Annotated in this window: 20 protein-coding genes and 1 pseudogene; 11 read left to right on the plus strand and 10 right to left on the minus strand. The window is 48.7% G+C overall.

Annotation, left to right across the window (positions count from 1 at the left end; translation table 11 throughout):
- Window positions 1-102 precede the first annotated feature (102 nt).
- From QUA40_RS12815 to QUA40_RS12845, 7 genes are all read left to right on the plus strand, one after another.
- A complete protein-coding gene (locus QUA40_RS12815) occupies window positions 103-558 on the plus strand; it encodes a DUF2127 domain-containing protein (protein WP_333126064.1) in 456 nt (151 codons plus the stop codon).
- 410 nt (window positions 559-968) lie between these two features.
- Complete coding sequence (locus QUA40_RS12820; protein ID WP_333126067.1) at window positions 969-2,540, plus strand: serine/threonine-protein kinase; 1,572 nt, start codon at window positions 969-971, stop codon at window positions 2,538-2,540.
- A gap of 520 nt (window positions 2,541-3,060) precedes the next feature.
- On the plus strand, window positions 3,061-3,393 hold the full coding sequence (locus QUA40_RS12825) for a DUF6825 family protein (RefSeq protein ID WP_333126070.1): 333 nt from the start codon (window positions 3,061-3,063) through the stop codon (window positions 3,391-3,393).
- A gap of 114 nt (window positions 3,394-3,507) precedes the next feature.
- On the plus strand, window positions 3,508-5,277 hold the full coding sequence (locus QUA40_RS12830; RefSeq protein ID WP_333126072.1) for an AarF/ABC1/UbiB kinase family protein: 1,770 nt from the start codon (window positions 3,508-3,510) through the stop codon (window positions 5,275-5,277).
- Window positions 5,278-5,694: 417 nt separating this feature from the next.
- The gene (locus QUA40_RS12835) at window positions 5,695-6,426 is read left to right on the plus strand and encodes a PP2C family serine/threonine-protein phosphatase (protein WP_333126074.1); all 732 of its coding nucleotides are present in this window, start codon (window positions 5,695-5,697) and stop codon (window positions 6,424-6,426) included.
- An 83-nt stretch (window positions 6,427-6,509) separates the two neighbouring features.
- Window positions 6,510-7,712, plus strand: a complete 1,203-nt coding sequence (locus QUA40_RS12840) for an anhydro-N-acetylmuramic acid kinase (protein WP_333126077.1) — start codon at window positions 6,510-6,512, stop codon at window positions 7,710-7,712.
- 80 nt (window positions 7,713-7,792) lie between these two features.
- Window positions 7,793-8,242: a hypothetical protein gene (locus QUA40_RS12845; protein ID WP_172190924.1), complete on the plus strand. Its 450-nt coding sequence runs from the start codon at window positions 7,793-7,795 to the stop codon at window positions 8,240-8,242.
- Between the two features lie 191 nt (window positions 8,243-8,433).
- Here the strand turns inward: QUA40_RS12845 and QUA40_RS12850 are convergent, their stop codons facing one another.
- The 9 genes from QUA40_RS12850 to grpE form a co-directional block, all read right to left on the minus strand.
- On the minus strand, window positions 8,434-8,685 hold the full coding sequence (locus QUA40_RS12850; RefSeq protein WP_333126080.1) for a hypothetical protein: 252 nt from the start codon (window positions 8,683-8,685) through the stop codon (window positions 8,434-8,436).
- Window positions 8,675-8,872 carry an NblA/ycf18 family protein gene (locus tag QUA40_RS12855; RefSeq protein WP_006635253.1) on the minus strand — a complete coding sequence of 66 codons (198 nt, stop codon included), beginning with the start codon at window positions 8,870-8,872 and terminating at the stop codon, window positions 8,675-8,677. The genes QUA40_RS12850 and QUA40_RS12855 overlap by 11 nt, the downstream gene beginning before the upstream one ends.
- A gap of 508 nt (window positions 8,873-9,380) precedes the next feature.
- Window positions 9,381-10,109: a biopolymer transporter ExbD gene (locus QUA40_RS12860; RefSeq protein ID WP_333126083.1), complete on the minus strand. Its 729-nt coding sequence runs from the start codon at window positions 10,107-10,109 to the stop codon at window positions 9,381-9,383.
- A 15-nt stretch (window positions 10,110-10,124) separates the two neighbouring features.
- The gene (locus QUA40_RS12865; RefSeq protein ID WP_333126085.1) at window positions 10,125-10,910 is read right to left on the minus strand and encodes a MotA/TolQ/ExbB proton channel family protein; all 786 of its coding nucleotides are present in this window, start codon (window positions 10,908-10,910) and stop codon (window positions 10,125-10,127) included.
- Between the two features lie 135 nt (window positions 10,911-11,045).
- Window positions 11,046-12,299 carry a ribosome small subunit-dependent GTPase A gene (rsgA, locus tag QUA40_RS12870; protein ID WP_333126088.1) on the minus strand — a complete coding sequence of 418 codons (1,254 nt, stop codon included), beginning with the start codon at window positions 12,297-12,299 and terminating at the stop codon, window positions 11,046-11,048.
- Complete coding sequence (locus QUA40_RS12875; RefSeq protein ID WP_333042225.1) at window positions 12,296-12,586, minus strand: sulfurtransferase TusA family protein; 291 nt, start codon at window positions 12,584-12,586, stop codon at window positions 12,296-12,298. Before QUA40_RS12875 ends, rsgA begins: the two co-directional genes overlap by 4 nt.
- A 291-nt stretch (window positions 12,587-12,877) precedes the next feature.
- Complete coding sequence (gene dnaJ / locus QUA40_RS12880; protein ID WP_333126090.1) at window positions 12,878-13,999, minus strand: molecular chaperone DnaJ; 1,122 nt, start codon at window positions 13,997-13,999, stop codon at window positions 12,878-12,880.
- A gap of 132 nt (window positions 14,000-14,131) precedes the next feature.
- Window positions 14,132-16,240, minus strand: a complete 2,109-nt coding sequence (gene dnaK / locus QUA40_RS12885) for a molecular chaperone DnaK (protein WP_333126093.1) — start codon at window positions 16,238-16,240, stop codon at window positions 14,132-14,134.
- Between the two features lie 293 nt (window positions 16,241-16,533).
- Window positions 16,534-17,325 (minus strand): nucleotide exchange factor GrpE, encoded by a 792-nt coding sequence (gene grpE, locus QUA40_RS12890; protein ID WP_333126096.1) that lies wholly within the window; start codon window positions 17,323-17,325, stop codon window positions 16,534-16,536.
- Between the two features lie 1,307 nt (window positions 17,326-18,632).
- Between grpE and QUA40_RS12895 the strand changes: the two genes are divergently transcribed.
- From QUA40_RS12895 to QUA40_RS12910, 4 genes are all read left to right on the plus strand, one after another.
- Complete coding sequence (locus QUA40_RS12895; protein WP_333126099.1) at window positions 18,633-20,639, plus strand: GspE/PulE family protein; 2,007 nt, start codon at window positions 18,633-18,635, stop codon at window positions 20,637-20,639.
- Between the two features lie 170 nt (window positions 20,640-20,809).
- Entirely contained in the window at window positions 20,810-21,904 is a 1,095-nt protein-coding gene (locus QUA40_RS12900) for a type IV pilus twitching motility protein PilT (RefSeq protein WP_333126101.1), read from the plus strand.
- Window positions 21,905-22,005: 101 nt separating this feature from the next.
- Entirely contained in the window at window positions 22,006-23,133 is a 1,128-nt protein-coding gene (locus QUA40_RS12905; RefSeq protein ID WP_333126103.1) for a type II secretion system F family protein, read from the plus strand.
- Window positions 23,134-23,378: 245 nt separating this feature from the next.
- Window positions 23,379-23,993, plus strand: coding sequence for a hypothetical protein (locus QUA40_RS12910; protein ID WP_190660379.1), 615 nt, complete (start codon window positions 23,379-23,381; stop codon window positions 23,991-23,993).
- A gap of 359 nt (window positions 23,994-24,352) precedes the next feature.
- Here the strand turns inward: QUA40_RS12910 and QUA40_RS12915 are convergent.
- Window positions 24,353-24,668 (minus strand): annotated as a pseudogene (locus QUA40_RS12915) (saccharopine dehydrogenase-like oxidoreductase); the annotation flags it as partial.
- Window positions 24,669-24,824: the final 156 nt, after the last annotated feature.

Raw genomic sequence — 24,824 nt, forward strand, 5'->3', positions numbered from 1 at the left:
AATAGATTAGCTAATTGCTGACGCACTCTACTAAAATTTAAGTTTTCAATCCTAAACAGCCTAACCAGGCGATCGCACATTATTGATATTTCGAGAATTAAGGTGAAGAAACATCACGCTCCTGCTTTAATCGCAATTGTCCTTTACAAAACATTTGTTGCTTCCCTCTTGACAGTAACTTCGATTGCTTTGCTTCTTACATTAAAAAATCATCAACTCTTAGAAGATTTTTCGCAATCTTATGTGTTAGAAAGCAAACTAAAAATTATTGAATTTATCTTAGAGAAAGTTCTAATTCTCAACCCTAAAAACTTACTAATTAGCGGACTTGCTGCAGCACTTTATGCAGTCTTAACTGCTGTTGAAGCCTTTGGTTTGTGGTACGAAAAAGACTGGGCAACAATCTTAGTCTTAGTGCTAGTAAGCATCAGTATACCCCCTGAAATATATGAATTAGTTCACGGGGTTACGGTACTTAAGTTAGCGGTATTTATCACAAATGTAGCCATCTTATGGTATTTGCTCCACCATTGGCCGAAGCATGGTAAAGGAGCTTAAAGTTTTGATTATTCAGAGGAAACTCACTTGATTTAATAAATGTCAGTATCTTCAATTTAATAACCATAAAACCGCTTCCAAGTCAAGTAAAAGTTTAAAGATTTACATAAATTGGCTAATTGTAAATATTCGTTAAAGAAGCGAGGGGTTATACCCCCCACGAGTTAAACTCAGATAAATAGATGCACCCTGATGGCTTTCCCGTTCCACAAGAGCGGGATTTTTATTGGAAAGCCGGAGTGTTAAGTTTCACAATACCTACGACAGATAAAATGACGTGGGGATGCCAAGATTAAAGATATAGCAGAGCTAAAGCTAAAACTAGGGAGCAAATCGATCGAACCTCACCCCTAACTCTGCGAAATAACCCAAAGGCGGTAGCATAGTTTGGGAAACGGCATCAACTGAAGATGAACTTAGCGCCAGCAACAGTCCTGCAACAGGGCAAATACAAAATTAACGCGACTTTAGGGATAGGAGGGTTCGGCATCACTTACCGAGCTATCCACACCCATTTAAACCAAACCGTTGTACTCAAAACCCTCAACGAAAGCCTGCGCCAACACCCAGAATCGGCTCAATTTCAGCAGCAGTTTATTGCCGAAGCCCAACGCCTGTCGCGGTGTCAGCATTCCAACATCGTCAGAGTAATCGACTTTTTTGAAGAAGCCGGACAGTCTTTTATCGTAATGGACTACATTCCGGGCCAAACTCTCGCCCAAATAGTCGAAACCGATCAGCCATTGCCAGAAGCCCAGGCTTTGCACTACATTCGGCAAATAGCCTCAGCCGTAAGTACTGTTCACCACAGCGGATTGCTGCACGGAGATATCAAGCCAGAAAATATTATCCGGCGAGCCGATTCTCACCTCGTAATGTTAATAGACTTCGGAATTGCCCGCGGCTTTACCGCCGGCACCAAACAAACCCACACTAACTTGCTCTCCCCCGGGTACGCGCCGATCGAACAATACCTCTATGACGGTAAATGTACACCGGCCACTGACATCTACGCGATCGCAGCCACCCTCTACTACTTACTCTCCGGCGTGGCGCCCGTAGCAGCACCCCTGCGCGATCGCATTCCCCTGGCTTCGTTGCGGCAATTTCAGCCCAACCTCAGCCCAGGAATCGAGCGAGCCATACTTCAGGGACTCGAAATAGACCCCCACAACCGCCCTCAGACAGTCGAAAATTGGCTCACTATGCTGCAAGAAACAGAGCGAGTATTAGTAAAAAGAAAAGGCAAGCAAAGTCTAAGATTGCCCGCACCTCCCCCGCCGCAGTTGACTTTGCTGGCGTTTTTCGTAACGGCTGCAATTGCAGGCTGGATGGGTTTTGACCTGGCTTCGCGCTACAACAGCACGAGTCTCAGCAGCAATCGACCCAAAATTGAATCCTTCCCATCTCTCGAAGATTTGCTCAAATCCCGCGATTTGTCAGGGCCGATGTTCGGACAGCCGTCTGTCGAAAGCAGCCCTCTCTACCCGATCGAACTCAACAAGCGTCCCAAACCCCCCTTAGACACCAGCAACATTCCCAAACAGATCGATCCCTCAGAAACTAGCGCCGAACCTTCTGAGTCCCCAAACCAGGAAACTCCCGCGCCAAAGCCCGAAGCGGAACCGGAGCCATCCCCGACGCCCGAACCCGCAGAGAAGCCTTCTGAGTCCTCCATTCCAGAGCCTCAAACCGAAATTGAGCCAGCTCCCCAACCAGAAGCCGCACCGGTGCCGGAAGTTGCGCCGCTGCCACCCGAACCGCCCGCCGCCCCCGCCCCGCCTGCCCCTGGGAGTGCTAGCGCTGAAACCTTGCCACCCTCGGAATCCCCGTCGCCAGTAATAGCGTCGCCGATCGAGCGATCGCCTGAGTCTGCGATACCGAGCCGCAGTGGCAACAATTCAGATAGTTCGATCGCACCTGATTCACCACCCCCTGTGGCAGAGCCCACAGTGCCTTTTCCCGAACCTGCGACAAATTAGTATGGTTTTTGTTGGTTCAAAGTGCGGACAAATACTTGGTTTTATGAGTCAGCAAATATCTGCTCAGTAATTGAGATAATAAGGCCCTACCGAGCCAACCACTATCTTCCAAAAACTTCCGTCGAATCTAAAAATCCCAACAGTCGCCGTCTGAGTTTATCGAATATTTCCTATTCTTTCTGCAATCCAAATGCCCGCAAAAAAATTCAGGACGGTGTTCTATTTTGATTTAAATTATGTTAAAATATGTGCGGGGCGCTGAGGTGGTGTGATGTCGCGTATTAATACTGCCAAGCTGCAAACATTTTGGTACAAAGCAACCCCAACCTCGAATTTGAGCCAGTGTAAGCGACCCTTTTGGGCTAAGCCGTTGCGCGTTAGACTGTTCTAACTCTCAAGAATCCCATCCCCGACAAGCGGGGTGGGAGTGTCAATTGCCTCAAACTTCCTTCCTTTGGGAGCAAGCATCATCGGGGACAAGCAAGTTATAATTTGTTGCGGAAGCGCACAGAGATTTTTTATGAGTAAACCTCCAGTTCATGCTTTTTTTGTAGGCAGAGCACTTGCCGAAGCACTGTACGAGCAATTAGAAAGCGCAGCAACCAACGCTTTCTCTGAACTCGGCAAATTTGACGCCGAACAAAGAGAACGCCTGCGACAGTTCACCGATCGAGTTGTGGAACGGGCAAATAAAGCTTCGGATGAGGCGATGCAGACCAGAACTGGCACTGCAAGCACCACCACCATTCAAGACATCCATCCTGCAGATTTGCAAGCGACTATTGACGAGCTGCGCGCCGAAGTGGCTCTGGTGCGATCGGAATTACAACGCTACCGCAGCAGTTTGCCCTAGCGCTCGATTAGACCACAACTATTATTTACGACTACGTGAGCGCAGTGCTTTGCGCTCCTGCGCTCCTACCGGCAATCAAAGCAACAACATAAAATAAGCAATTTGGGAACCCAAGTGTCTGCTCTCCTTGATGACTCTGTTAATCGCCAGCGCTCCAGAAAGCTCACTGGCGAAGGCGATGAGCCAAAAACTGCTTCTGGTAAATCTTACAAAAGTAAAGCTTATCGCTGGAATCGCGAAAAATACTCCCGGAAGCGGCGCTTCTTCGACATTTGGGCTTTTGTCTTACTCTGGCTGGCTTCCCTCTGGCTCGACAGCAAAAATTGGAGCTACTGGGGAGGCGTGAGTGAAGAAAAGAAAGTTGCCAGACGCCGCTTTCAAGCTATCTGGGTTCGAGAAACACTCTTGGATTTGGGGCCCACTTTCATTAAAGTTGGGCAGTTATTTTCCACTCGCGCCGATTTGTTCCCGGCAGAGTTTGTCGAGGAACTTTCTAAGCTGCAAGATAAAGTGCCTGCTTTCAGCTACGAGCAGTTAGAGGTAATTGTTGAGCAAGATTTGGGCAAGACAGTTCAAGAACTTTACCATAGCTTTGACCCGGTGCCCCTGGCCGCTGCAAGTCTGGGTCAGGTACACAAAGCTCAACTGCATTCGGGCCCGGAAGTGGTGGTCAAGGTACAGCGACCGGGACTGCGGAAGCTGTTCGAGATCGATTTGCAAATTCTTAAGGGAATTGCCCGCTATTTTCAAAACCATCCTAAGTGGGGCCAAGGCCGAGATTGGATGGGCATTTATGAGGAATGCTGTCGCATTCTGTGGCTGGAAATTGACTATCTCCATGAAGGCCGCAATGCTGATACTTTTCGCCGCAATTTTAGCAACTGTGACTGGGTGCGGGTGCCGAGGGTTTATTGGCGGTACGCGGCTCCGCGAGTGCTGACTTTGGAGTACCTGCCGGGGATTAAAATCAGCCACTACGAAGCTTTGGAAGCGGCCGGTATCGATCGTAAATTAATCGCTCAGTTGGGGGCAAAAGCTTATTTGCGCCAGTTGCTCAACGACGGCTTTTTCCACGCTGACCCACACCCCGGCAACATCGCTGTTAGTGCTGACGGTTGTCTGATTTTCTACGATTTTGGCATGATGGGGCAAATCCAGTCGAACGTGCGCGAAGGACTGATGGAGACGCTTTACGGCATTGCTTCCAAGGATGGACAGCGGATTATGGATTCTCTGATCAATTTGGGAGCTTTGGTGCCTACGGGTGATATGAGTCCGGTGCGCCGCAGCATCCAGTATATGCTGGATAACTTCATGGACAAGCCTTTTGAAAATCAATCGGTGAGCGCGATTACGGACGACCTTTACGATATTGCCTACAACCAACCTTTTCGCTTCCCAGCTACTTTTACTTTTGTAATGCGAGCTTTTTCTACCATCGAAGGGGTGGGCCGAGGCTTAGATCCCGAGTTTAACTTTATGGAGGTGGCACAACCTTTTGCCATGCAGCTTATGACTAATGGAAATGGCCATGATACAAGTAGCAGCATTTTTAACGAAATCGGCCGTCAGGCGGCTCAGGTGAGTTCGAGTGCTTTGGGTTTGCCCCGCCGGATTGAGGAGACTATTGATAAACTCGAACAGGGAGATTTGCGGATTCGCGTCCGTTCTGCAGAAACAGAGCGCTTGCTCCGCCGCATGAGCAGCGCTCAAATGGGCACGAATTATGCTTTGCTGATGAGTGCTTTTACTTTGTCGGCGACAATTTTGTTTGTCAGCAATCAAGTCTGGCCGGCTGTCGCTGTGGCAGTGCTGGCGGCGGGTGCAGGGTTTGCTCTGCTGCGTTTGTTCAAGCGGATCGATCGTTTAGACAGGATGTCATAATTGTGCAATTTGGGATGGGAAATTTCAGGTTTGAGATTTCTCGCCAGCCAAAATTTGACATCGAATGTTAAGTTTTGGCTGGCTGACCACAGATTGCTGAAATTTACAAGATTTACGCGCTGTGAGGCTAAAAACCCGGTTGCTGCCTAGATTTTTCGCCAGCCAAACCTCTAATTTTGGGTAGAAATCCAGTTTTTTTTTTGCAGGTGCTGCTGAATTTACTGGATTTACCGAAATTTTAAGATGGGATTACCATCATACGATCTACAATATGAGGTCAAGGAAGTGCAATTTTTCCAAAACTCGCGATCGCGGGTGGCAGAAATTTCAAGTTCCCTTCGCGATTAAAGTTTTGGAAGAAAAAATTGCACCACTTAAATCAAGCTTTTAAGTTCGATGAGTCCAATCAGGCAATCTATGAAACGCTCTTTCGCAGGTAAGACAGACACAGGGCTAGTTCGTTCAGTAAATCAGGATTCATACTACATTGACTCTGACGGGCGATTTTTCATAGTAGCCGACGGAATGGGAGGACACGCCGGAGGTCAAGAAGCCAGCCGGATTGCGACTCAGGCGATTCAATCTTATTTGCTCGAACATTGGGAAGGGCATGAGGATTCTCCCCTATTGTTGGAAAAGGCTTTGTTGATTGCCAATCAAGCAATTTTGACGGATCAGCTCGACCACCCCGAGCGCGCTGATATGGGGACTACGGCTGTGGTTTTGATGTTTAGGGATGAGGGCAGACCTTGGTGCGCTAATATCGGGGACTCTCGCTTGTATCGACTGCACGGCTCTCGCTTGGAGCAGATTACTGAAGACCAGACTTGGGTGGCTCAGGCTGTGAAAAGGAAGGCCCTAACTCCCGATCAAGCTCGCAGTCATCCTTGGCGTCATGTTTTGTCCCAGTGTTTGGGCCGGGATGATGTGCGGGAGATAGATATTTTGCCGGTGGACGTGCAGCCCGGGGATCGCTTGCTGCTGTGCAGTGACGGCTTGACTGAGGAACTTTCCGATCCTTTGATTGCTTCGCCTCTGAAGTCGATTCGCGCCTGCGAGGGCGCTGCAAATGCTTTGATTCAAGCAGCTAAGGAGAAAGGAGGACGCGATAATATTACTGTGGTGATCGTGACGATCGACCTCAAATAATATTCGATCGCCCGATCGCATCCGACCATCTAAAATCGAAAAATTGAACAATCTAAAATCTAAAATCTAAAATCTAAAATTGAATGACCCGCGTTATCGGTTTGATCAGCGGCACGTCGGTGGATGGCATTGATGCTGCTTTGGTAGATGTGGTCGGTTCCCAAACAGACTTGAAAGTGCAATTGCTGGCCGGCAAGACTTTCTCTTATCCTGCTAATTTGCGATCGCAAATTCTCTCGGTTTGCAGCGGCTCAGCTTTGTCAATGGCTGAACTAGCGGAATTAGATGATGCCATCGCTCAAGAATTTGCCACGGCAGCCTTGACAATTCAAGCAGAATATGATAAATCCGAATTAATTGGCTCTCACGGTCAAACCGTCTACCATCGACCTGCCGGGAAAGCGCAGAAAGACAGCGCCAGTGGGTTGATGGGCTACAGCTTGCAACTCGGGCGGGGCGCGCTAATTGCGGAATTGACAGGCATTACTACTGTGAGTAACTTTCGATCGGCAGACATTGCTGCAGGGGGTCAAGGAGCACCCTTAGTGTCAATAGTTGATGCCTGCCTGCTGGCGGAACCCAACATCAGCCTCTGCATCCAAAATCTGGGGGGAATTGGCAATGTTACCTATCTTCCGGCAAGAGGAAAAGGGGGAAACAATGACGAGTCTGAAATTTTCAGTCTTGGGGATGGCATATCGGGCTGGGATACAGGCCCGGCGAATTCCCTGTTAGATTTGGCAGTGCAGCACTTCTCAGGCGGCACTAAGACGATCGACGAAGGTGGAGCTTGGGCGGCATCGGGAACTCCCTGTCAAGCTTTAGTCGAGGATTGGCTCGCATCAGAGTTCTTCCGCCAAGCACCGCCGAAATCAACGGGGCGAGAGCTATTTGGTGTAGACTATTTTGACAGGTGTTTGGTCGAGGCCCAAGGTTACAACCTCAGTCCTGCTGACGTGCTGGCTACTCTGACAGAACTGACTGTTGCCTCGATCGTTCACAGTTACCAAACTTTTTTACCGGCTATGCCTGATCGAGTTTTACTATGCGGGGGCGGCAGCCACAATCTCTACTTAAAAAGCCGATTGCAATCTCAATTGCATTCAGTGCAAGTGTTGACTACTTCTGAGGCAGGGTTGAATGTAGATTTTAAAGAGGCGATCGCTTTCGCGGTTTTAGCCACATGGCGGGTTAGGGGAATTCCCGGCAATCTGCCTCAAGTTACTGGTGCCCGGACACCGGTACTTTTAGGAGAAATTAACTCTTGTTGGCACAGTTTGGCGTGATAGCATAGAGTCTGAGGGACAACGGCTGTGCGTTGTTGCACCAGCATTGTAGCCAGCAGGAAAAGCATAGGAACAGCACTGTGGCTCACACGTTTTTAATGGAATCTGGCCAATGGACGCTCGAAGGAAGCTGGATTGAGCGCAATGGCGTGCCAATTACGGTTAAAGGCAAAACTTTAGTGAGCTGGAACCGAACAGATTGGTTCAGTATGGTGACAAAGCTCGTATTTCCTGGAGGCGATCGCGAAGAGATTATTTTGCAGTACCGAGGACACCTCAACAGCGATGAACGGCAGTATACTTTTGTCCTTCAACACAGCGAACTCGGTCGGGTCGAGGGCGAAGGTTGGATTGCTCCCCAGTCGATCGTCCAGCGTTACTGGGTACTGGGAGACGAACGCCAACGGCGGACGGGTTTTGATACCCTGCATCGCGTCGATCACAACCGCTACTATCACTCTAGCGGCATCATGTCTGGTCATTACTTGACAAGTACGATGGAGGCTACTTTGGAACGTCAGTCGGAATAGCTTTTTCTAGAGCTACCACCTGCGACTTCGAGGGTTTGATGTGAAAATTGAAGGTATGGGTAGTCGGATATCCGGTCAGATGTCCGACTAGCGCCATTGTTGTCAAGCTTTATCCGCTGCAACTAAAAACAAGTATATTGAATTGGTGAAAAATTTTAATTGGTTGATAATTTAACAATTATTATTAATACTTATTTAATTTTCGCGTCGAGGCGCGATACCTTACCTCTGCCCTGTCCTGTGGTGTCGATCGACAAACTGCTTACCTCGACTCCCACATTGAGTGAAATCCACAAAGGAATTGTCAAATTTTCCTCACCTCTGTCCAGAGCTCTTCTTCCTTCTACCTTCGAGTGACGCCCCATCACCCCCAACTCCTTTCCGGCTGAGGGAAAAGAGTAAGAGACAGAGGTCGCCGACTGCGACTCTTTGCTACTCAACACCTGGGTTTGGTTCTAGACCCCAGTGATGTTTCAGAAAATGGCGGTACATGGTTTCCCGAAGCATCATTTGCTCGTAAAGCTTGACCAAAAACTCCTGAGCTTGTTCGCGGCTCATGTCACTTACCTGTGTTTTGAAGGAACACAGGCTAAATTGCTGCTCCAAAGACAATTCTGCTGGTTGGCTCATGACTTGGACTCCTCTGTAAGTAAAGGTGACTTAAAAGTGAACACCTGGATTAACCAGATTGGTAAATTGTTTCACCGATCGACTGTTGCTTTCGGGATGCCTGATGGCTCATCTTGCTTTAGTCTATATTACAAAAGGTAACAATTATTTGACAAAATCACCATCTCTCCCAGGAAATAACTTACTTAGAGAAAGAGATGGCGAAATGCCTGCAAAAGTTCCTTCCGCAGGCATATACAACTGTATCTAGTTGTCAAGAGAAAAAAGGCTCAGTACGAACAAAAAGAATTGAAGCCGTTTATACCAAATCGGGGGGAGCTTCTCTCGGCGAGGGAGAAAGGGGGAGATGAGAAGAGCGCCAGAGGAGGAGATAGGGAGATTGGAAGATGAGGAGAGAAGGAGATGAGGAAAGGGGGAGATGGGGGAGAGCGGAAGATGGGGAGAGTGGGAGAATTTCTCTTTCTCTGTTCTCCCTTCTTCTTTCTCCCTTCTTCCTTCTTCCTTCTGACTAATTCGAGCGCCCGCCATCCTGGGGTGGAGTGGCCGCTCCGGGTCGGGAATTGGGAGCAGCGGGTGCGGGCGAAACAGGAGGAATGCCCTGATTTACCCCAAAGTTGCTAGGCTGCCCCGGAGCGGGGAGAGGAGATTGAAACTGATTGGGATTGAACTGCTGCTGCCCCGGAGCGGGGAGAGGAGATTGAAACTGATTGGGATTGAACTGCTGCTGCCCCGGAACCCGAGGAGACGGCAGAGGTTGACCGGAATTGCCCATCGAAGGTGCCGCAGGAATGCCAGAATTGGGAAGCGAGGGATTCGGCAGCGGGGAGGGAGCCGAAGTGGGAAGAGTTGCTAGGGCCACTCTATCGCCCCCTACCTCTCTCAATTTGTCTAAAACCTCGACAACTTTGGCATATCTAGCATTTTGAGGAGCGTACAACACTATCAACCCCGCAGGATTTTGGGTTTGGAAACTCTTTAAAACTCGATCGAGCTGTTGGTAATTAACAGGCAATTGGTCGATATAAGTTTGCCCGAAATCGTCAATGCTGACAATCAGCATCTCTCGCATCTGTGTTTGTCCCGTCTTCGCCTTAGGCAAATCGACATTAATTGCTTGCTGGCGAGTCAGTTGCAAAGACGCCAGCAGAAAAAACGTCAGGATGCAAAAGATCACGTCAATTAAAGGCACCAGTTCAATCCGAGCCTCTTCCACAGGAGTATCTAGATTAATCTTCATCAGATCTCAGTAGTTTTAATTATTAGAAGGTGAATCTTCAGCCGGATCGGAACCTTTCAATTTCGGCTCCCGGTTCCGTTCTGCCTGTTCTTGAGAATTGAGAGAACGCTTGTTCAAACCATCGGAACCAAAGGAAGAATTGCTGTATTCTGCACCGGGCGATCGACCTTTAGCATTAGCCACCGGCCAGTATTGTCTGTAAAGCAATTCCAGTTCATTTCCAGCTTTGCGAAATATTTTTGCCTGGTTGAACAAAAAAGCTTGAAATATCCGATAAAACGCCAAGGTAAAAATTGCTACTACCATCCCTGAAGCAGTAGTAATCAGCGATTCGCTAATCCCCAAAGTCACCCCCTTCGCTGCCGCCGTGCCGACGTCGCCCAGACTAACCGAACTGATCGAGTTAATCAAGCCCAAAACTGTTCCCAGCAAGCCCAGCAAAGGGGCTAGAGCGATGGTAGCTTCTAAGATTTTGTCACCGCGGCGCATCGAAGCCAACTCTTCATCGGCAGAGGCTTCGAGTGCGAGCCGAAATAAGTCGGGATCAGGATTGTAGAGCCGCAGGGGTGCAGAAAGAAATCGCCCGATCGGCTGTCCGTTAGCTTGTCTGGCCATCTCGCTAGCTGCCCCCCAATCGCTGCGAGCGGCTTCAAGAATGCGGTTAACTATTTGCTTTTCTTTGCTCAGGAGGCTCGCCCAAAACCACAAGCGCTCGATAATTGTACTCAAAGATAGAATCGATAACACCAACAGGGGCCACATGGCGGGGCCGCCTTTGTGAAACAGTTCTTGAATATTCACAGTATTTTTACTCCTGCATAACCGGCTTCGCTGTGCTTCTGTTGTACTTTTTTTAACAAATTTAAGGCCATTTAATTTTAGCTATTAATGTACTGTGTTCCGGGGCCGATCGACCGATCGCGATCGACTATTTCCTCAAACCTCTTCTAAGTCGTCTTGACACCTATCTTGCAGCGACTGGTGTTGAAGGCGGCGGGAAGAGCGGCGATACTTTTTAGTTTGTAACTTCGGTTCGTATTGCTGCGTACCATCCGACTTAGTTTGCTGCTTCAAACTCGCCTCAGCACTACTAGAGTTTTGCTCTTGTTGCTGGCGGACGATCGCCTCGGAGAGAAAATTCAAGTAATAATCGTAGCGCTCCCAATCGCCCCGCACGACACAGTTAGGCTCACTTCGGTGCGAACAGTCGCTAAACTGGCAGCTACCCAAAGCCAGCCTCTGGCGCGCTTCTGGGAAATATTCAGCTAACTCGGACGGATCGCATTCTAGAGCTGGTTGATTGAACCCCGGAGTATCTGCCAAGAGTCCGCCGCCGGGGAGTTCAAATAATTCTACGTGGCGAGTCGTATGGCGCCCGCGGCCTAGTTTGCCGGAAACAGCGTTCACTCGCAGATTCAGCGCCGGGATCAGTTGGTTGATCAAGCTGGACTTGCCAACCCCAGAAGGGCCACAAATTACCGTTATTTTCCCTTGCAGGTGGTCTAGAAGCAAGTTCGGCAACGGGCTATGTACGGGGTTTAACGGATGTAACGGCTTGAGCGAATTTGGAACTTGGGGGTTATCCTCAGAACTCAGCCTAGATGGCTCTATTTTCTCCACTAAGTCATGGAAAGCTAGTTCCGACGCAAAAATTTCATTTTGATAATTAGGAGAAGCTTCCTGAACTCCTGCGCCGCTGCGAACGCTAATAAACATTGGTTCGTAGCCCCAGCCTGAAAGCCGATCGCGCCACTGTTCCAACTCATCGGGTGTGACCAAATCGCATTTGTTCAGGCACAAACTCACCTCTAAACCTGTAGATTCTGCCTTGACTAAAAACCGAGTTAATGATGCGGGATCTAAGTCTGGTTCAGCAAGGGCAAAAACCAAGAGAATGCGATCGGCATTAGCTACAGGCGGGCGGTTGAGTTCTGTTTGGCGCGGGAAGACTTCAGAAATTGCACCCCGGCGGTCAGTCCAGTCCGGTTCGTCTACCACCACGCGATCGCCCACCATCACCTGTTGACCAATTTTTTTGAGTCGAGTGCGACGAGTGCACAGGAGAGTCGGAGAATCAGCGAGGGGAGCATTTTTCCCGTCAATGGAGACTTCGGGATCTAACCTCACTTGGTAGAAGTTAGCCTGAACAGCAATTACAGTACCGACGATCGACGACGAATTCAGGCTCATCCTGCTTCCTTGTCTTCTGGGCGCTGCACTTTCATTGAAAAAAAGCCCGACTCCGGCTCATCCGCAACAAATTGCGTTTCCAGAATCTGGTAGCCTTCCATTTTGAGACTATCAGGCACTTGTTCGATCGGCTCCCCAGCATCCAGCCACACCTCCAAAACAGCACCCGGTGCCATTTGCTCCAAGCGCAGTTTAGTGCGGACAAAATTCAGAGGACACGGAGTACCCCGCAGATCGATTTTGGCATCTGGGGATTTGGGATTTTCAATTTTCGATGTTGAATTCATAATGCTTTTTGCAATCTCAAATCCTGAAAGCCTTAGTTTTTTAAACAAGTTGCCTGGAAACTGGAGAATCTAAAATTTTGTGTCCAATTGGACACAGACTATTATTCTTTCTGAAAAAACTGAGCGCAATTGCGCTCAGTTTTTTGAGCGCTGCTGAAACGCAATGCCCAGGAACAGGCCCACCTGCCATTTTTGTGAGCAATTGCACACAATTTTTTGACAGATACTAAAACAAATTGCCGGGGCATCCTCAAACAGGAAAATTTGACACCAATTGGTGTCAAAAATTGCTTATTTCTGAAACAAATTACCCAGAAACCCTTCTATGCCGCCTTTACCGGTACGATCGCCCTTCAGCTTAGCAAGCTGCATCAGCAACTCCCGTTCCTCAGCAGTCACCTTAGTCGGAATGTCAATAGACACCGTAATCAAATGATCGCCGCGACTGACTGGATTTCCCAACCGAGGCACCCCTTTTTTCTCCAGAGTCAGAACAGTATTCGCCTGAGTTCCGCTAGGAATCAACAATTCCGTCGGCCCGTCTACGGTTTCCACTTCCAACCGGCACCCCAAAATTGCTTGCAAATAACTAATCTTAACTTCCGAGTTAACGTTAATACCGTCCCGTTTAAATAGCGGGTCTTCATTCACCGCCAAGAACACGTAAAGATCCCCGGGCGGCCCGCCCAGTTTGCCGGCATCCCCTTCATTGGAAACGCGCAAGCGAGTACCGTTGTCAACCCCAGCCGGAATTGTGATTTTCAGCTTTTTCATCACTTCTTTCTGGCCCCTGCCGCCGCAAGTTTCGCACTTGTCCTCAATCACTTGCCCGGTGCCGTTGCAACTGGGGCAAACTGAAACTTGAGTAAAGCTGCCGAAAGGAGTGCGGGTAGCGCGTCGGACTTGGCCGCTGCCGGTACAAGTCGAACAGGTTTGGGGTCTGGTTCCCGGTTTGGCGCCAGTCCCGGTGCAAGTTTCGCAGGTTTCTAGATGCTTGATGCGGAGTTCTTTTTCCCCACCAAACACTGCTTCCCGAAAATCCAGTCGCAAATCCAGGCGCAAATCGTCTCCGCGCACCGGCCCGCTGCGTCTGCGACCTTGCTGTTGGCCGCCCGGTCCTTGAAAACCCTGAAAGAAGCTTTCAAAAATATCGGCAAAGCTGTCGCCGATGTCTTGGAAGCCCGGAGCCGCACCGCTCACGCCTGCTTCGCCGAAACGGTCGAAACGGTTGCGGGTTTCGGGTTCTGAGAGTACCTCGTAGGCGCGGTTAATTTCTTTAAACCGCTCCTCCGCACCGGATTCTTTGTTGACATCTGGATGGTACTTGCGAGCAAGGCGGCGGTAAGCACGCTTAATTTCCTCTTTGTCGGCGCTGCGAGAAACGCCTAATATTTCATAGTAATCACCGGCCATAGAGCTGCTTGCCTGGAGGTAAATAACAAAAAGTGTACGAAAAACAAACGGGCGACCTTTCCTGAAATTACAGATTAAAAATCAAAAATTCTCATTGTTAATTTTTAACTTTTAATTTTTAGCTTTTCAGTTTTAAAGGAAAGGATTCATATCATCAACTTCTGGTTCGGGAACCTTGGGTTTTTGTTTTGACTGTGGATTTGACTGTGGATTTGACTGTCGTTTTGACTGTCGCTCCGGCTTTGGTTCCGGTTTTGGTTCCGGCTTTGGTTCCGGCTTTGGTTCCGGCGGAGCTTGGGGCGCCACCAGCAGCTCTTCTTTCAGCAAAATACTTTCGTCGTCCGCTTTAACCTCTTCTGGTTCTGATGATTCTACTTCTGCTGACATCATCTGGCTTTCAACAACAGCTCCTGACGGGGCTGCCCCGCTGCGGGCTTGGTCGTAGACTGCTGTCCCCAGCGAGTATAGCAGTTGCTTGAAAGATTCGATTGCGGGCGTGAGTTCCTCGACTGTGATGTCGGGGTTAGTCATCGCTGCCCGCAAGGCTGCTGCGGCTGTTTCCGCTTCGGCTTTAAGGTCGTCGCTCAGCAGTTGCGCGTTGGTTTTTAAAGTTACACCACAATTATAGACGAGGGAGTCAGCTTGATTTTTGAGTTCGACAAGTAGAGAGCGCTTGATGTCCTCGTCGGCGTAAAGTTCGGCTTCTTGTCGCATCCGCTCGACTTCGGTTTCGCTCAATCCCCCTGTATTGGAAATTTGGATGCTTTGTTCTTTTCCGGTTCCCTTGTCTTCAGCAGCCACTTTGAGAATCCCGTTGGCATCGATTTCAAAGGTAACTTCGATTTGAGGTACGCCACGGGGAGCTGGGGGAATGCCTTTGAGCAGGAACTTGCCGAGACTTTTATTGTCTTTAACCAATGCCCGCTCGCCTTGGAGCACGTGAATTTCTACCGAGGTTTGCCCGTCTGCCGCCGTGCTGTACATTTGCGATCGGCTGGTGGGAATAGTTGTATTGCGCTCGATTACTTTGGTGAATACCCCGCCCAAGGTTTCGAGTCCCAGGGAGAGCGGCGTCACATCGAGCAGCAGCAAGTCTTTGACTTCACCGCCCAACACCCCGGCTTGAATTGCCGCGCCTACGGCTACAGCTTCGTCGGGATTGACCGATTTATCTGGAGAAACGCCCCCAAAATACTTGCTAATTGCCTTTTGAACTGCCGGAATCCGGGTTGAGCCTCCCACTAAAATAATTCTGTCTATGTCTTTGGGGGTCAAACTTGCGTCTTTGAGGGCTTGAGTCACCGGATCGATCGTCGCCTGCACCAAATGACCGACCAGTTTTTCAAACTGAGCTTTGGAGAGTTCCATCTCCAGATGCTTGGGTCCTTTTTCGTCAGAGGAGATGAAGGGCAAATTGATTGAGGTGGATTCGCGGTTGGAGAGTTCGATTTTCGCTTTTTCGGCAGCTTCTCGGAGGCGCTGCAAGGCCATTTTGTCTTGTGAGAGGTCACTGCCTTCTTGAGTGCGGAAAGCTTCTACGAGCCACTGGACTATGCAGTCGTCAAAGTCATCTCCTCCGAGATGGTTGTTACCAGAGGTAGCGTTGACTTCAAAAATTCCGTCTCCCAGTTGCAGGATCGAAACGTCGAAAGTACCGCCACCCAAGTCAAAGACCAAGATTTTCTGTTCTATATTTTGCTTGTCCAGCCCGTAGGAAAGGGCTGCCGCCGTCGGTTCGTTGACGATCCGCAGGACTTCTAGACCGGCGATCGTACCGGCGTCTTTAGTAGCTTGCCGTTGGGCGTCTGTGAAGTAAGCTGGCACTGTTATCACGGCTTGGGTAACAGTTTGTCCCAAATAAGCTTCAGCATCTTGCTTGAGCTTTTGGAGTACCATTGCCGAGATTTCCTGGGGAGTGTGAACCTTGTTCCGAATTTGGACGTTAACGGTATCGTCTTTGCCTTTTATGCAGGTATAGGGAGTCCGCGCTCGTTCTTCTTCCGTGTCGTCCCACCGCCGTCCGATAAATCGTTTGATACTGTAGACAGTATTTACAGCATTAGTTACAGCTTGCCGCTTGGCCAGTTGACCTACTAAGCGATCGCCCGCCTTGCCGAATCCTACTATGCTCGGAGTTGTGCGGCCACCCTCGGAATTGGCGATCACGACGGGTTTACCGCCCTCTAACACAGCTACGCAACTGTTAGTTGTGCCTAAGTCAATTCCAATAATTTTTCCCATAGCGCCTCATAAAACTTTGTGGGATGTTTGGAAACCTCCAACTACAGGTTGGGGGATGAAAAACGACTCAGCTTGTTCAAACAAGCATCACCCGACCAGATTTGTAGGAAATAAACTTGATGTCCTAAAGCAATATCAAAGACGGGTAAAAACATTTTTCAGAATTTTTGGAGAAAGCGCTGACCTGCTTTTAGTCATCTTTAATTAAGAAGTTGGTGAGTCTGCCACCTGGGAACCCCCGAATTCTATTCGGGGGTCAGTGACTTTGAGGAATGCAGTAGCTTGTATCCCGATTAACCTTCCGAACTATCGGGATTTTCATCTGAGGCTACCACAGATAGCCCAGCCGCTGCAACTTTCACTTTGGCGTGCCGCAAGACGCGATCGCCCAAAATGTAGCCGCGTTCTAGTTCTTGGATAATTGTTCCTTCCTCGTGTTCGTCAGTTGGCTCGCTCAGCAGAGCTTCGTGGAGGTTGGGGTCAAACTGTTCACCTTCGGGGCGCATCGGAGAAACCCCGATTTGCTTGAGGCCGTCTACCATTTGCTTGTAAACGCTTTGGTAGCTTTTGTGAATGTTCATTTCGCCATCGGTTTGCGGCTTGATGTGCGATCGAGCGCGCTCGAAATTGTCAATTACCGGCAACAGGGGTTTGATCGTGAGACACCTTGCCTGTAAATCTAGCTCTTCTTTTTCCTTTTGGGTGCGCCTGCGGAAGTTCTCAAAATCTGCTGCTAGGCGGAGATTTTGATTTTTCAGCTCTTCTAGTTGAGCGGATGCGGCTTGCAACTGAGTTTTTAAAGCCTCTTTTTCATCAGTTACCTGCGCCAGTTCCCTCTTCCAAGGCTCCACCCCGTCTGCAGTCGGAGTGTTAGTTGCACTGCCGGTGACGGTAGACCCGGATGCGTTTGCTGGCGAGCGATCGACCTGAGCACTTTGATAAGCTCGAGCAAGTTCGAGCTCCCAATCGGCAGATTCGTTCGAGTTTGCTGGTGCCGGCGGATTTTCGCTTGCTATTGGCGAACCCTCTGGGGTTTCCCCAGTTGAGTTAGGATCTTGATCTTGCTGTTTTTCCTCGTCAATCATAAAAGCTGCGCGACAGAACCCTATCAATTCTAGCAGATACAGTTCTAGCAGATACAGTTAACCCCGTAAATCTAGAGGACTCGAATTGACTGTGTATGGCACAATGTGAAAAGAGGAAAACTCGCCAGCTCTGGAGACATTGCTCAAAGCTTTCCATAAAATATTCAAATGCCCGTTTAGATATTTACGTATAATATGGCCGCAATGGGGGCAACCCAACGTTTGTTGGTTCCTCTTTTTTAATTAACGCGATCGCATTTACCAAAATTTTTATAAGTATATTTTGCTGTTAAGTCTACTACCAGATTTCCCACTTAGGAGGCTTGATGTTTCAAGGTTTACTTAAAACGATAGTGACTTAAAGTTATCATCTGTCAGGCTGTTTTAGTCGCAAGCTGAGGCGGGCATTTTTTACCATTTGCTGAGTTTCCAAAGTCTGGAGAAACAGGAATTTGTATGGAGTGACTAAGTAGTTAGCTGTGTGCTTGTGTAACTCAGATACTAGGTTGTTAATCTTGATGCGAATTGGGGCTGTGGTTTTTCTGATTCAATAACGCCGAAGTCGCTTGAAGTCTCGAATTTTTGCCAGCAAAATGAGAGAGATTAGTTGGTTTCGCTGAGGTTCTCATCTGTAAATACGATTGATATCTAAATTGCCTCTTCCCAAAATTTTTGAACCATCAACCTTACGTCACAAAGGTTCGGACACCAGGGTAGAATCAAAGTAATATTTAGTGATCCCAAACTAGAGTTGCTCAAAATTTGCCCTGGGGGCTCATGCCGCCGACGATCGGGCAGTGACCGATCGCAGATAATTAATCAAAATATATTTCACAAGGGCGATCGAGGCTTTCGTAAAAGCTATCATCACAGAATATAGGTCATCTTTAATTTAGTACAGCTAACCGCGCCACCACGGGCGGTGTAATTTGAGCAAACAATTTGGGAAAATAGAATTAGCCTGGGAAGGGGACACACCCCGTCTGGCTTTTCTCTCCCGGTACGGGGAATCCCCAAGTGATGTGTCCTGACGCTATAACGAGAGTATCCCGCAAGTTAATCAGGTAAGTAAGCAACCTAGCATTCAACGAACAAGATTTGATTGCAAGCACCGGCAAATCCCTCCAACATCTCGTCAATTTGTGGACGAAGCTTAGAGGGGACTGCGAGCTTACACTTGAGAGATAGGGATTGAGCAAGAAAATGATAGCTGATCCATAAGCAAAGAATACGGGGGTTAAAACCCCGCCTTGGTTTTCCTCTCAGCACTCTTTGTGACTGAGTTTCCCACCTATTGAGTGTTTTTTATGACTAGCACATCCCCGCCTCGCTCCACATCCATAGTTTCTGTGAGCCAATTTCCTCCGGCTCTCACCAAGATGATTCTGTCGGGTTACGTCAACGGCGAGCAAGTGAAGCAAGCTCAAATTGAAAGCCAGAAGTCGGGCAAGCGTTTGACGGAGGTATTAGAATCACTTACCGGGCAGCCGTTACCCCCAGAATTGCTGCGACTTTACAAGAAGCAGCAGATGTTTGAACGCAAGATAGTCTACGGGGTTGAAGCATTTGACCCGGAGATGAGCGAAATGTCTAACGAGCAACTCGGAGTTATGCTCGACGCGTTGAAGATTTCGATCGACATTTGTCACCAAGGTCGGTTTTTACCCGTAGCAAAGACTGAAACTGAGCCGGCGGCGGTTTTAGTGGCAATGGTAGATCCCGACAACCTCAACGCCATAGAAGATTTGCGGCGGATTTTACAGCCTCATGGCTTGGCTTTGCAGCGGCGAGTGATTACACCGGACGACTACCAGGACATTACTTCTGCCTATCAAGACGACCAAGTTAAGAGGGAAGCTAAAAAAGCTGAAGTCGAAAAACAGAGAAAGATGGATTTAGGGGAGGGAGACTTTGGCGAGCTCTCGCTAGAAGAGGAGAGTAGCGATCAAGAAGATCTCGCTAACACCCTGGACGATGCAGAGGCGGCTCCCGTAATTAAAGCCGTCAATATCATATTGGCTAAAGCTTTGTCGGAAAAGGTGTCTGACATCCACGTAGAACCTCAAGAAGAGTTCATGCGGATTCGGATGCGGAAAGACGGGGTGCTGCAAGAGTATTTCCGGTTTCCCAAGCAGGTAGTCGCATCGATTACGGCTCGTTTCAAGATTATTGCCAACCTTGATATTGCCGAACGCCGACAAGCTCAAGACGGCCGCATCCGCCGGGTATTTGAGGGACGCACGGTGGATTTCCGGGTGAACAGCTTGCCTTCCCGGTACGGCGAAAAAATCGTGCTGCGGATTTTGGACAGTTCCAGCACTCAGTTGGGTTTGGGTTTGTTAATCTCCGACGAAGAAACTCTGGCTTTAGTGCGAGAAACTGCTAGCCGTCCGTTCGGACTGATTTTGGTGACGGGGCCGACGGGTTCGGGCAAGTCAACTTCTCTCTACTCGATTCTGGCGGAACGGAACGATCCGGGGGTTAATATAAGTACGGCGGAAGACCCGATCGAATATGCTTTGCCAGGAATTACCCAGTGTCAAGTAATTCGGGAAAAAGACTTGACTTTTTCCAACCTTCTGCGGGCGTTTTTGCGGCAAGATCCTGACGTGATTCTGGTGGGGGAAACGCGGGACAGGGAAACGGCAAAAACGGCTCTGGAAGCAGCCTTGACTGGACACTTAGTGCTGACGACGCTGCACACGAACGACGCGGCCGGGGCGATCGCGCGTTTGGACGAAATGGGCGTAGAACCGTTCATGGTTTCGGCCGCTCTGTTGGGCGTGTTAGCTCAGCGTCTGATGCGGCGCGTTTGCGACAAATGCTGCATTCCTTACCAGCCTACTGCTCAAGAACTAGGTCGGTACGGTCTGTCGGCTTCGCAAGAAATTGATCTGACTGTAAACAGAGCCAACATCGTACCGGTCGAGGAAAGGAAGGAACTGGCAGAACGCGAGCAACTTTGTCGCAAGTGCGGTGGCTTAGGTTACAAAGGACGGGTAGGGGTTTACGAGTTCCTGAAAAATACTGAGCGGCTGCAAACTCTGATCACTCAAGGGGCTCCCACAGAGCAACTTAAGGAAGCAGCGGTAGAAGAAGGGATGAAAACTTTGTTGGCTTACAGCTTGCAGTTGGTGCGAGAAGGCGCGACTACTTTTGAAGAAGTCGAGCGGGTGACGTTTACTGACTCGGGGCTGGAGGCTGAAATGAAAGCCAAACGCAAGCAGGGACTGACCTGCAAAACTTGTCAGGCGGAATTGAAGCCGGAGATGCTGGATTGTCCGTACTGCTTGACGCCACGATTTTTGGATTGATTCAGCACTTAACAGTCAACCCAACGACAGGCTTTTCGGGCAAGCTGTTAACTGTCAACCCTTCTCTAAGCGAGCGGGCAAGCTGTTAACAGTCAACTAACTGTTAACTGTTGACTGTTAACTGAGCTAGATTGGTCAATAACTATCAATTTGATCTAGGAGAGGTATCTATGGGTCTGATGATTGAAGACGTACTGGAGTCCCTGGTAGAGCAAGGGGGTTCGGACATACACATCCAAGCGGGCGCGCCTATATTCTTCCGAGTCAGCGGTAAACTAACTCCTCAGACGCAATACGGCGACATTCTGTCTGCTGAGGAAGTGCAGATCCTAATTTTCCAAATGCTCAACAATATGCAGCGCAAGCAGTTGGAAATGGAGTGGGAACTCGACTGCGCTTACGGCGTTCGGGGATTGGCTCGGTTCCGCGTTAATGTCTACCGGGAGCGGGGGGCTTGGGCTGCTTGTATGCGGGCTCTGGCTTCTAAGATTCCTAATGCAGATGCTTTAGGCGTGCCACAGATTTTGCGGGATCTGACGGAAAGACCCAGGGGTATGTTATTGGTGACGGGGCAAACAGGTTCCGGGAAAACTACTACGATGGCGGCTTTGTTGGATCTGGTCAACCGGACGCGGGCGGAACACATTCTCACAGTGGAAGATCCGATCGAATATGTGTTTCCGAATATCAAGAGTTTGTTTCACCAGCGCCAAAAGGGCGAAGATACTAAGAGCTTTGCTAATGCGCTGAAAGCTGCGTTGCGCGAAGATCCTGATGTAATTCTGGTGGGGGAAATGCGGGACTTGGAAACGATCGGTCTGGCAATTTCGGCTGCGGAAACGGGTCACATGGTGATGGGAACGCTGCACACTAATTCGGCGGCTGCAACAATCGATCGGATTTTGGACGTGTTCCCGCCCATTCAACAACCCCAGGTTCGCGCCCAGGTGTCTAACTCTTTGGTGGGAATTTGCAGCCAAAATTTGGTAATAAAAGTTGGGGGCGGCCGCTGCTGCGCTATGGAAATCATGGTGAATACTCCAGCTATGGCTAACTTGATCCGGGAGGGTAAAACTCCAATGATTTACTCCCAAATCCAAATGGGGGCGAAATTGGGCATGAGGACTATGGAAATGGCCCTCGCTGAACTTTACAAGAGCGGTAAAGTCACTTGGGAATCGGCAATGGCCAAGGCTTCTAAGGCTGACGAACTCGAACGCTTGATCGGCCCTGCACCTGTTGGCGCCAAGGTAGGATCTCATTAATTCAGTCATCCGTCATTAGTTAGGAGTCCGCAGAAAGAACTGATGACTGATGACTGATGACTGATGAGTCATAACTTTTAATAAATTTTCAGAGGTGAGCTGTGGCTACCAACGTGATCCGCGAAAAACCGAAAGGTGGCTTTGATTTCAGTAAGATTCAGGAGCAAATCGAGTATAACTTTACCAGTCTTACTGTTAAGGATATGGCTATTTTTGCTCGTCAGTTTGCGGCTATGTTTAATGCAGGGGTGGCGATCGTTAGATGCCTTTCCGTGCTGCATGAGCAGTGTTCTAATGCTAAGCTGAAGCGAGCGCTCAGGAGCATGAATGCTGACGTGCAGGAGGGGATAAACTTGGCAGAGGCGATGGCTAAGTTTCCTGATGTTTTTGACCAACTGTTTATCAGTATGGTTGCGGCCGGAGAAGTCGGGGGGGTGCTAGATGAAACCCTAGACCGTCTAGCGGTGATGATGGAAAAAAATCACAAGACGGAGGCTGAAATTAATTCGGCGATGTCTTATCCGAAGACTGTGTTTGGCATCGCGATCGTGATTTTTTTCGCAATGACTATATTCTTGCTGCCAACATTCGCTAAAATCTTTAAGGATATTGGTGCAGATTTGCCAACTTTTACGCTGATTATGTTGGGAATTAGTGCATTTTGTACGGCTTGGCCTCCTATCCAACAGTTGACAGTTATTGGGGTGATTATAGCGCTAAAATTTGCCTTCGATATGTACTATAAAACTCCAATGGGTCACCTACAAATTGATAGGATTGCCATGAAGTTGCCGATTTTTGGAGATTTGATCGAAAAATCTGCTGTGGCTCGGTTTTGCGTGATATTTGGGTCGCTGACGCGATCGGGCGTGCCGATTCTCAATTCTTTGGAAATTGTGCGAGATGTGGCTGGGAATCAGGCGATATCTAATGCGATCGAATATGCCAGGCAGGAAATTCAAAGCGGCGGCATGATCAGTATTGCTTTGCAAGAACAGCAAGTTTTCCCGTCTTTGGCTATTCAAATGATGGCAATTGGCGAGGAAACTGGGGAACTTGACAAGATGCTGATGAAAGTTGGCGCTTTCTACGAAACGGAAGTGGAAGAAGCAGTAAAAGGACTTACCAGTATGCTAGAACCTCTGATGATTGTTGTCGTCGGTGGTATCGTAGGTTCGATTTTGCTGTCGATGTATCTGCCCATGTTCGCAGTGTTTCAGAAGCTGTAAAAAAGGGCGAATTAGTTATTAGTTATTAGTTACTAACAATTAACGCATAACCAATGACTATTTTACTCGTTCCCAGGCTGAGCCTGGGAACGCCTTTGGAGGAGGGACAGCCTCGATTAAAAGGAGAAAATAATTTGGAGGCTCAGCCTCCACATCTTAATTACCAGGGTCTTCCTGGTAACGAGAAGCCATCGCTCAGGAATTAGCAGCAATTAATTAGTAATTACTTATTCTTTTGTTTGAAAATGTCTGTTAAACAATCACATTACGAGGCCTTACTAGCAGAGTACAGCGAATCTTCGGCCGCGATCGCCCTGCTGAAAAAATATCGGGTTTACATGGAAATGATTCCCAGTATCCGCCGCGCCCATGATAGTTTAATCACAATTCCTTTGCCAATTGCGCGCTTGCGGGACGGGGTTTCTTATGCGGGAAGGGGCGGCACTAGCATATCGCCGGGGCAGGCAGTTTGTTTGCCCTGCGACTTGGCGATTTTGATGTGCGATCCTGAATGGAAAGTTAAAATAGGAGTGGAAATTTTGATTTTCATTCATCGTCCGGGCGAAGAGTTTTCTGAGTTGCTCGGCCGCTGGCGGCAGTCTCAGGTTTGGCTGGATAAAGGTTACGAATGGGTGATGCCGTACCGCTACAGCCATATTTACAGCGATGAAGCTGAGGCTGTTCATCCGCTATTTGTTTTGTTTGACGAAACGCCGGAACTGATTCAACGGGGTTTGATGGCGGCTGGTTTGCCGTTTGTGGTGGAAAGTTTCGACTCTGAAATTGAGGAAGTAGAGGAGGAAGAGTTTCTGGGTAGCGGGGAACTCGGAAGTATTGGTGAGGAGAGTTTTGATTTGTAGGGGTGGGTGCGCCTACAGACATCCTATTGCTTGATGTAAAGTAGATTTTCTTCAACGAACCGCAGAGGGCGCTGAGGGCGCTGAGAAAGAGAAAAAAGAGAAATATTGATGTTTGCCAATACCGAATCGGGTTGTTATATGCAGATATTCAAAGATATTTTGGGTAGGGAAAGGAATGTTTATGCTCCACAGGTAGATCGCATTTCAAACAATCGAATTAATCGATCGCTTTGTCATTTGTGACCCGTCCAAAAACGGACACAAGCCCCCGATGTCGTGGAGAAATGAAAATTTTAGACGAAAGTTCAAGGTCCCAGATTCATGGAGTAAATCTCAAATCTCAAATCTCAAATCTCAAATCGAATGACCCCTTTAGCTGGGTTGCAAACGTTGGCTTTTATGCTGGTTGCGTCGGTTGCGTCGCCTAATGTAAAGCTGTGGGTTGAGATTTTGTCCTCGAATGAATGTGCGATCGGTAATTTGGACGTTGGCGATCGGGGGTTTTTTGGAATTGCGGGTATGGACGACGCCGCCGACTGTGACTGGATCGCGAGCGCAAATCCCCGCCAATTCCAACATGATATCATCGGCGTGTTCCATATTTTCTAGCTTCAATAAACCGCCGGTGCTATCTAACAGTGCTTCCACTTCTGCATCAGTCATTGCTTGGGCTTTTGGTACGTCATTCACGGGGCTTTCTTGAGAGCGGACAATTTTTTATGATCGGTCAATAGGGGACAAGTGAGAAATATATTTAGGGCTTGCTGAATAATCGATCGCAAACTATGAATAGGAGCGACCGATATATTCAAACTCAACTAAAGATAAGGC

Origin of the sequence: Microcoleus sp. Pol11C3, from assembly GCF_036701485.1 — a bacterium.
Lineage (GTDB): Bacteria > Cyanobacteriota > Cyanobacteriia > Cyanobacteriales > Microcoleaceae > Microcoleus.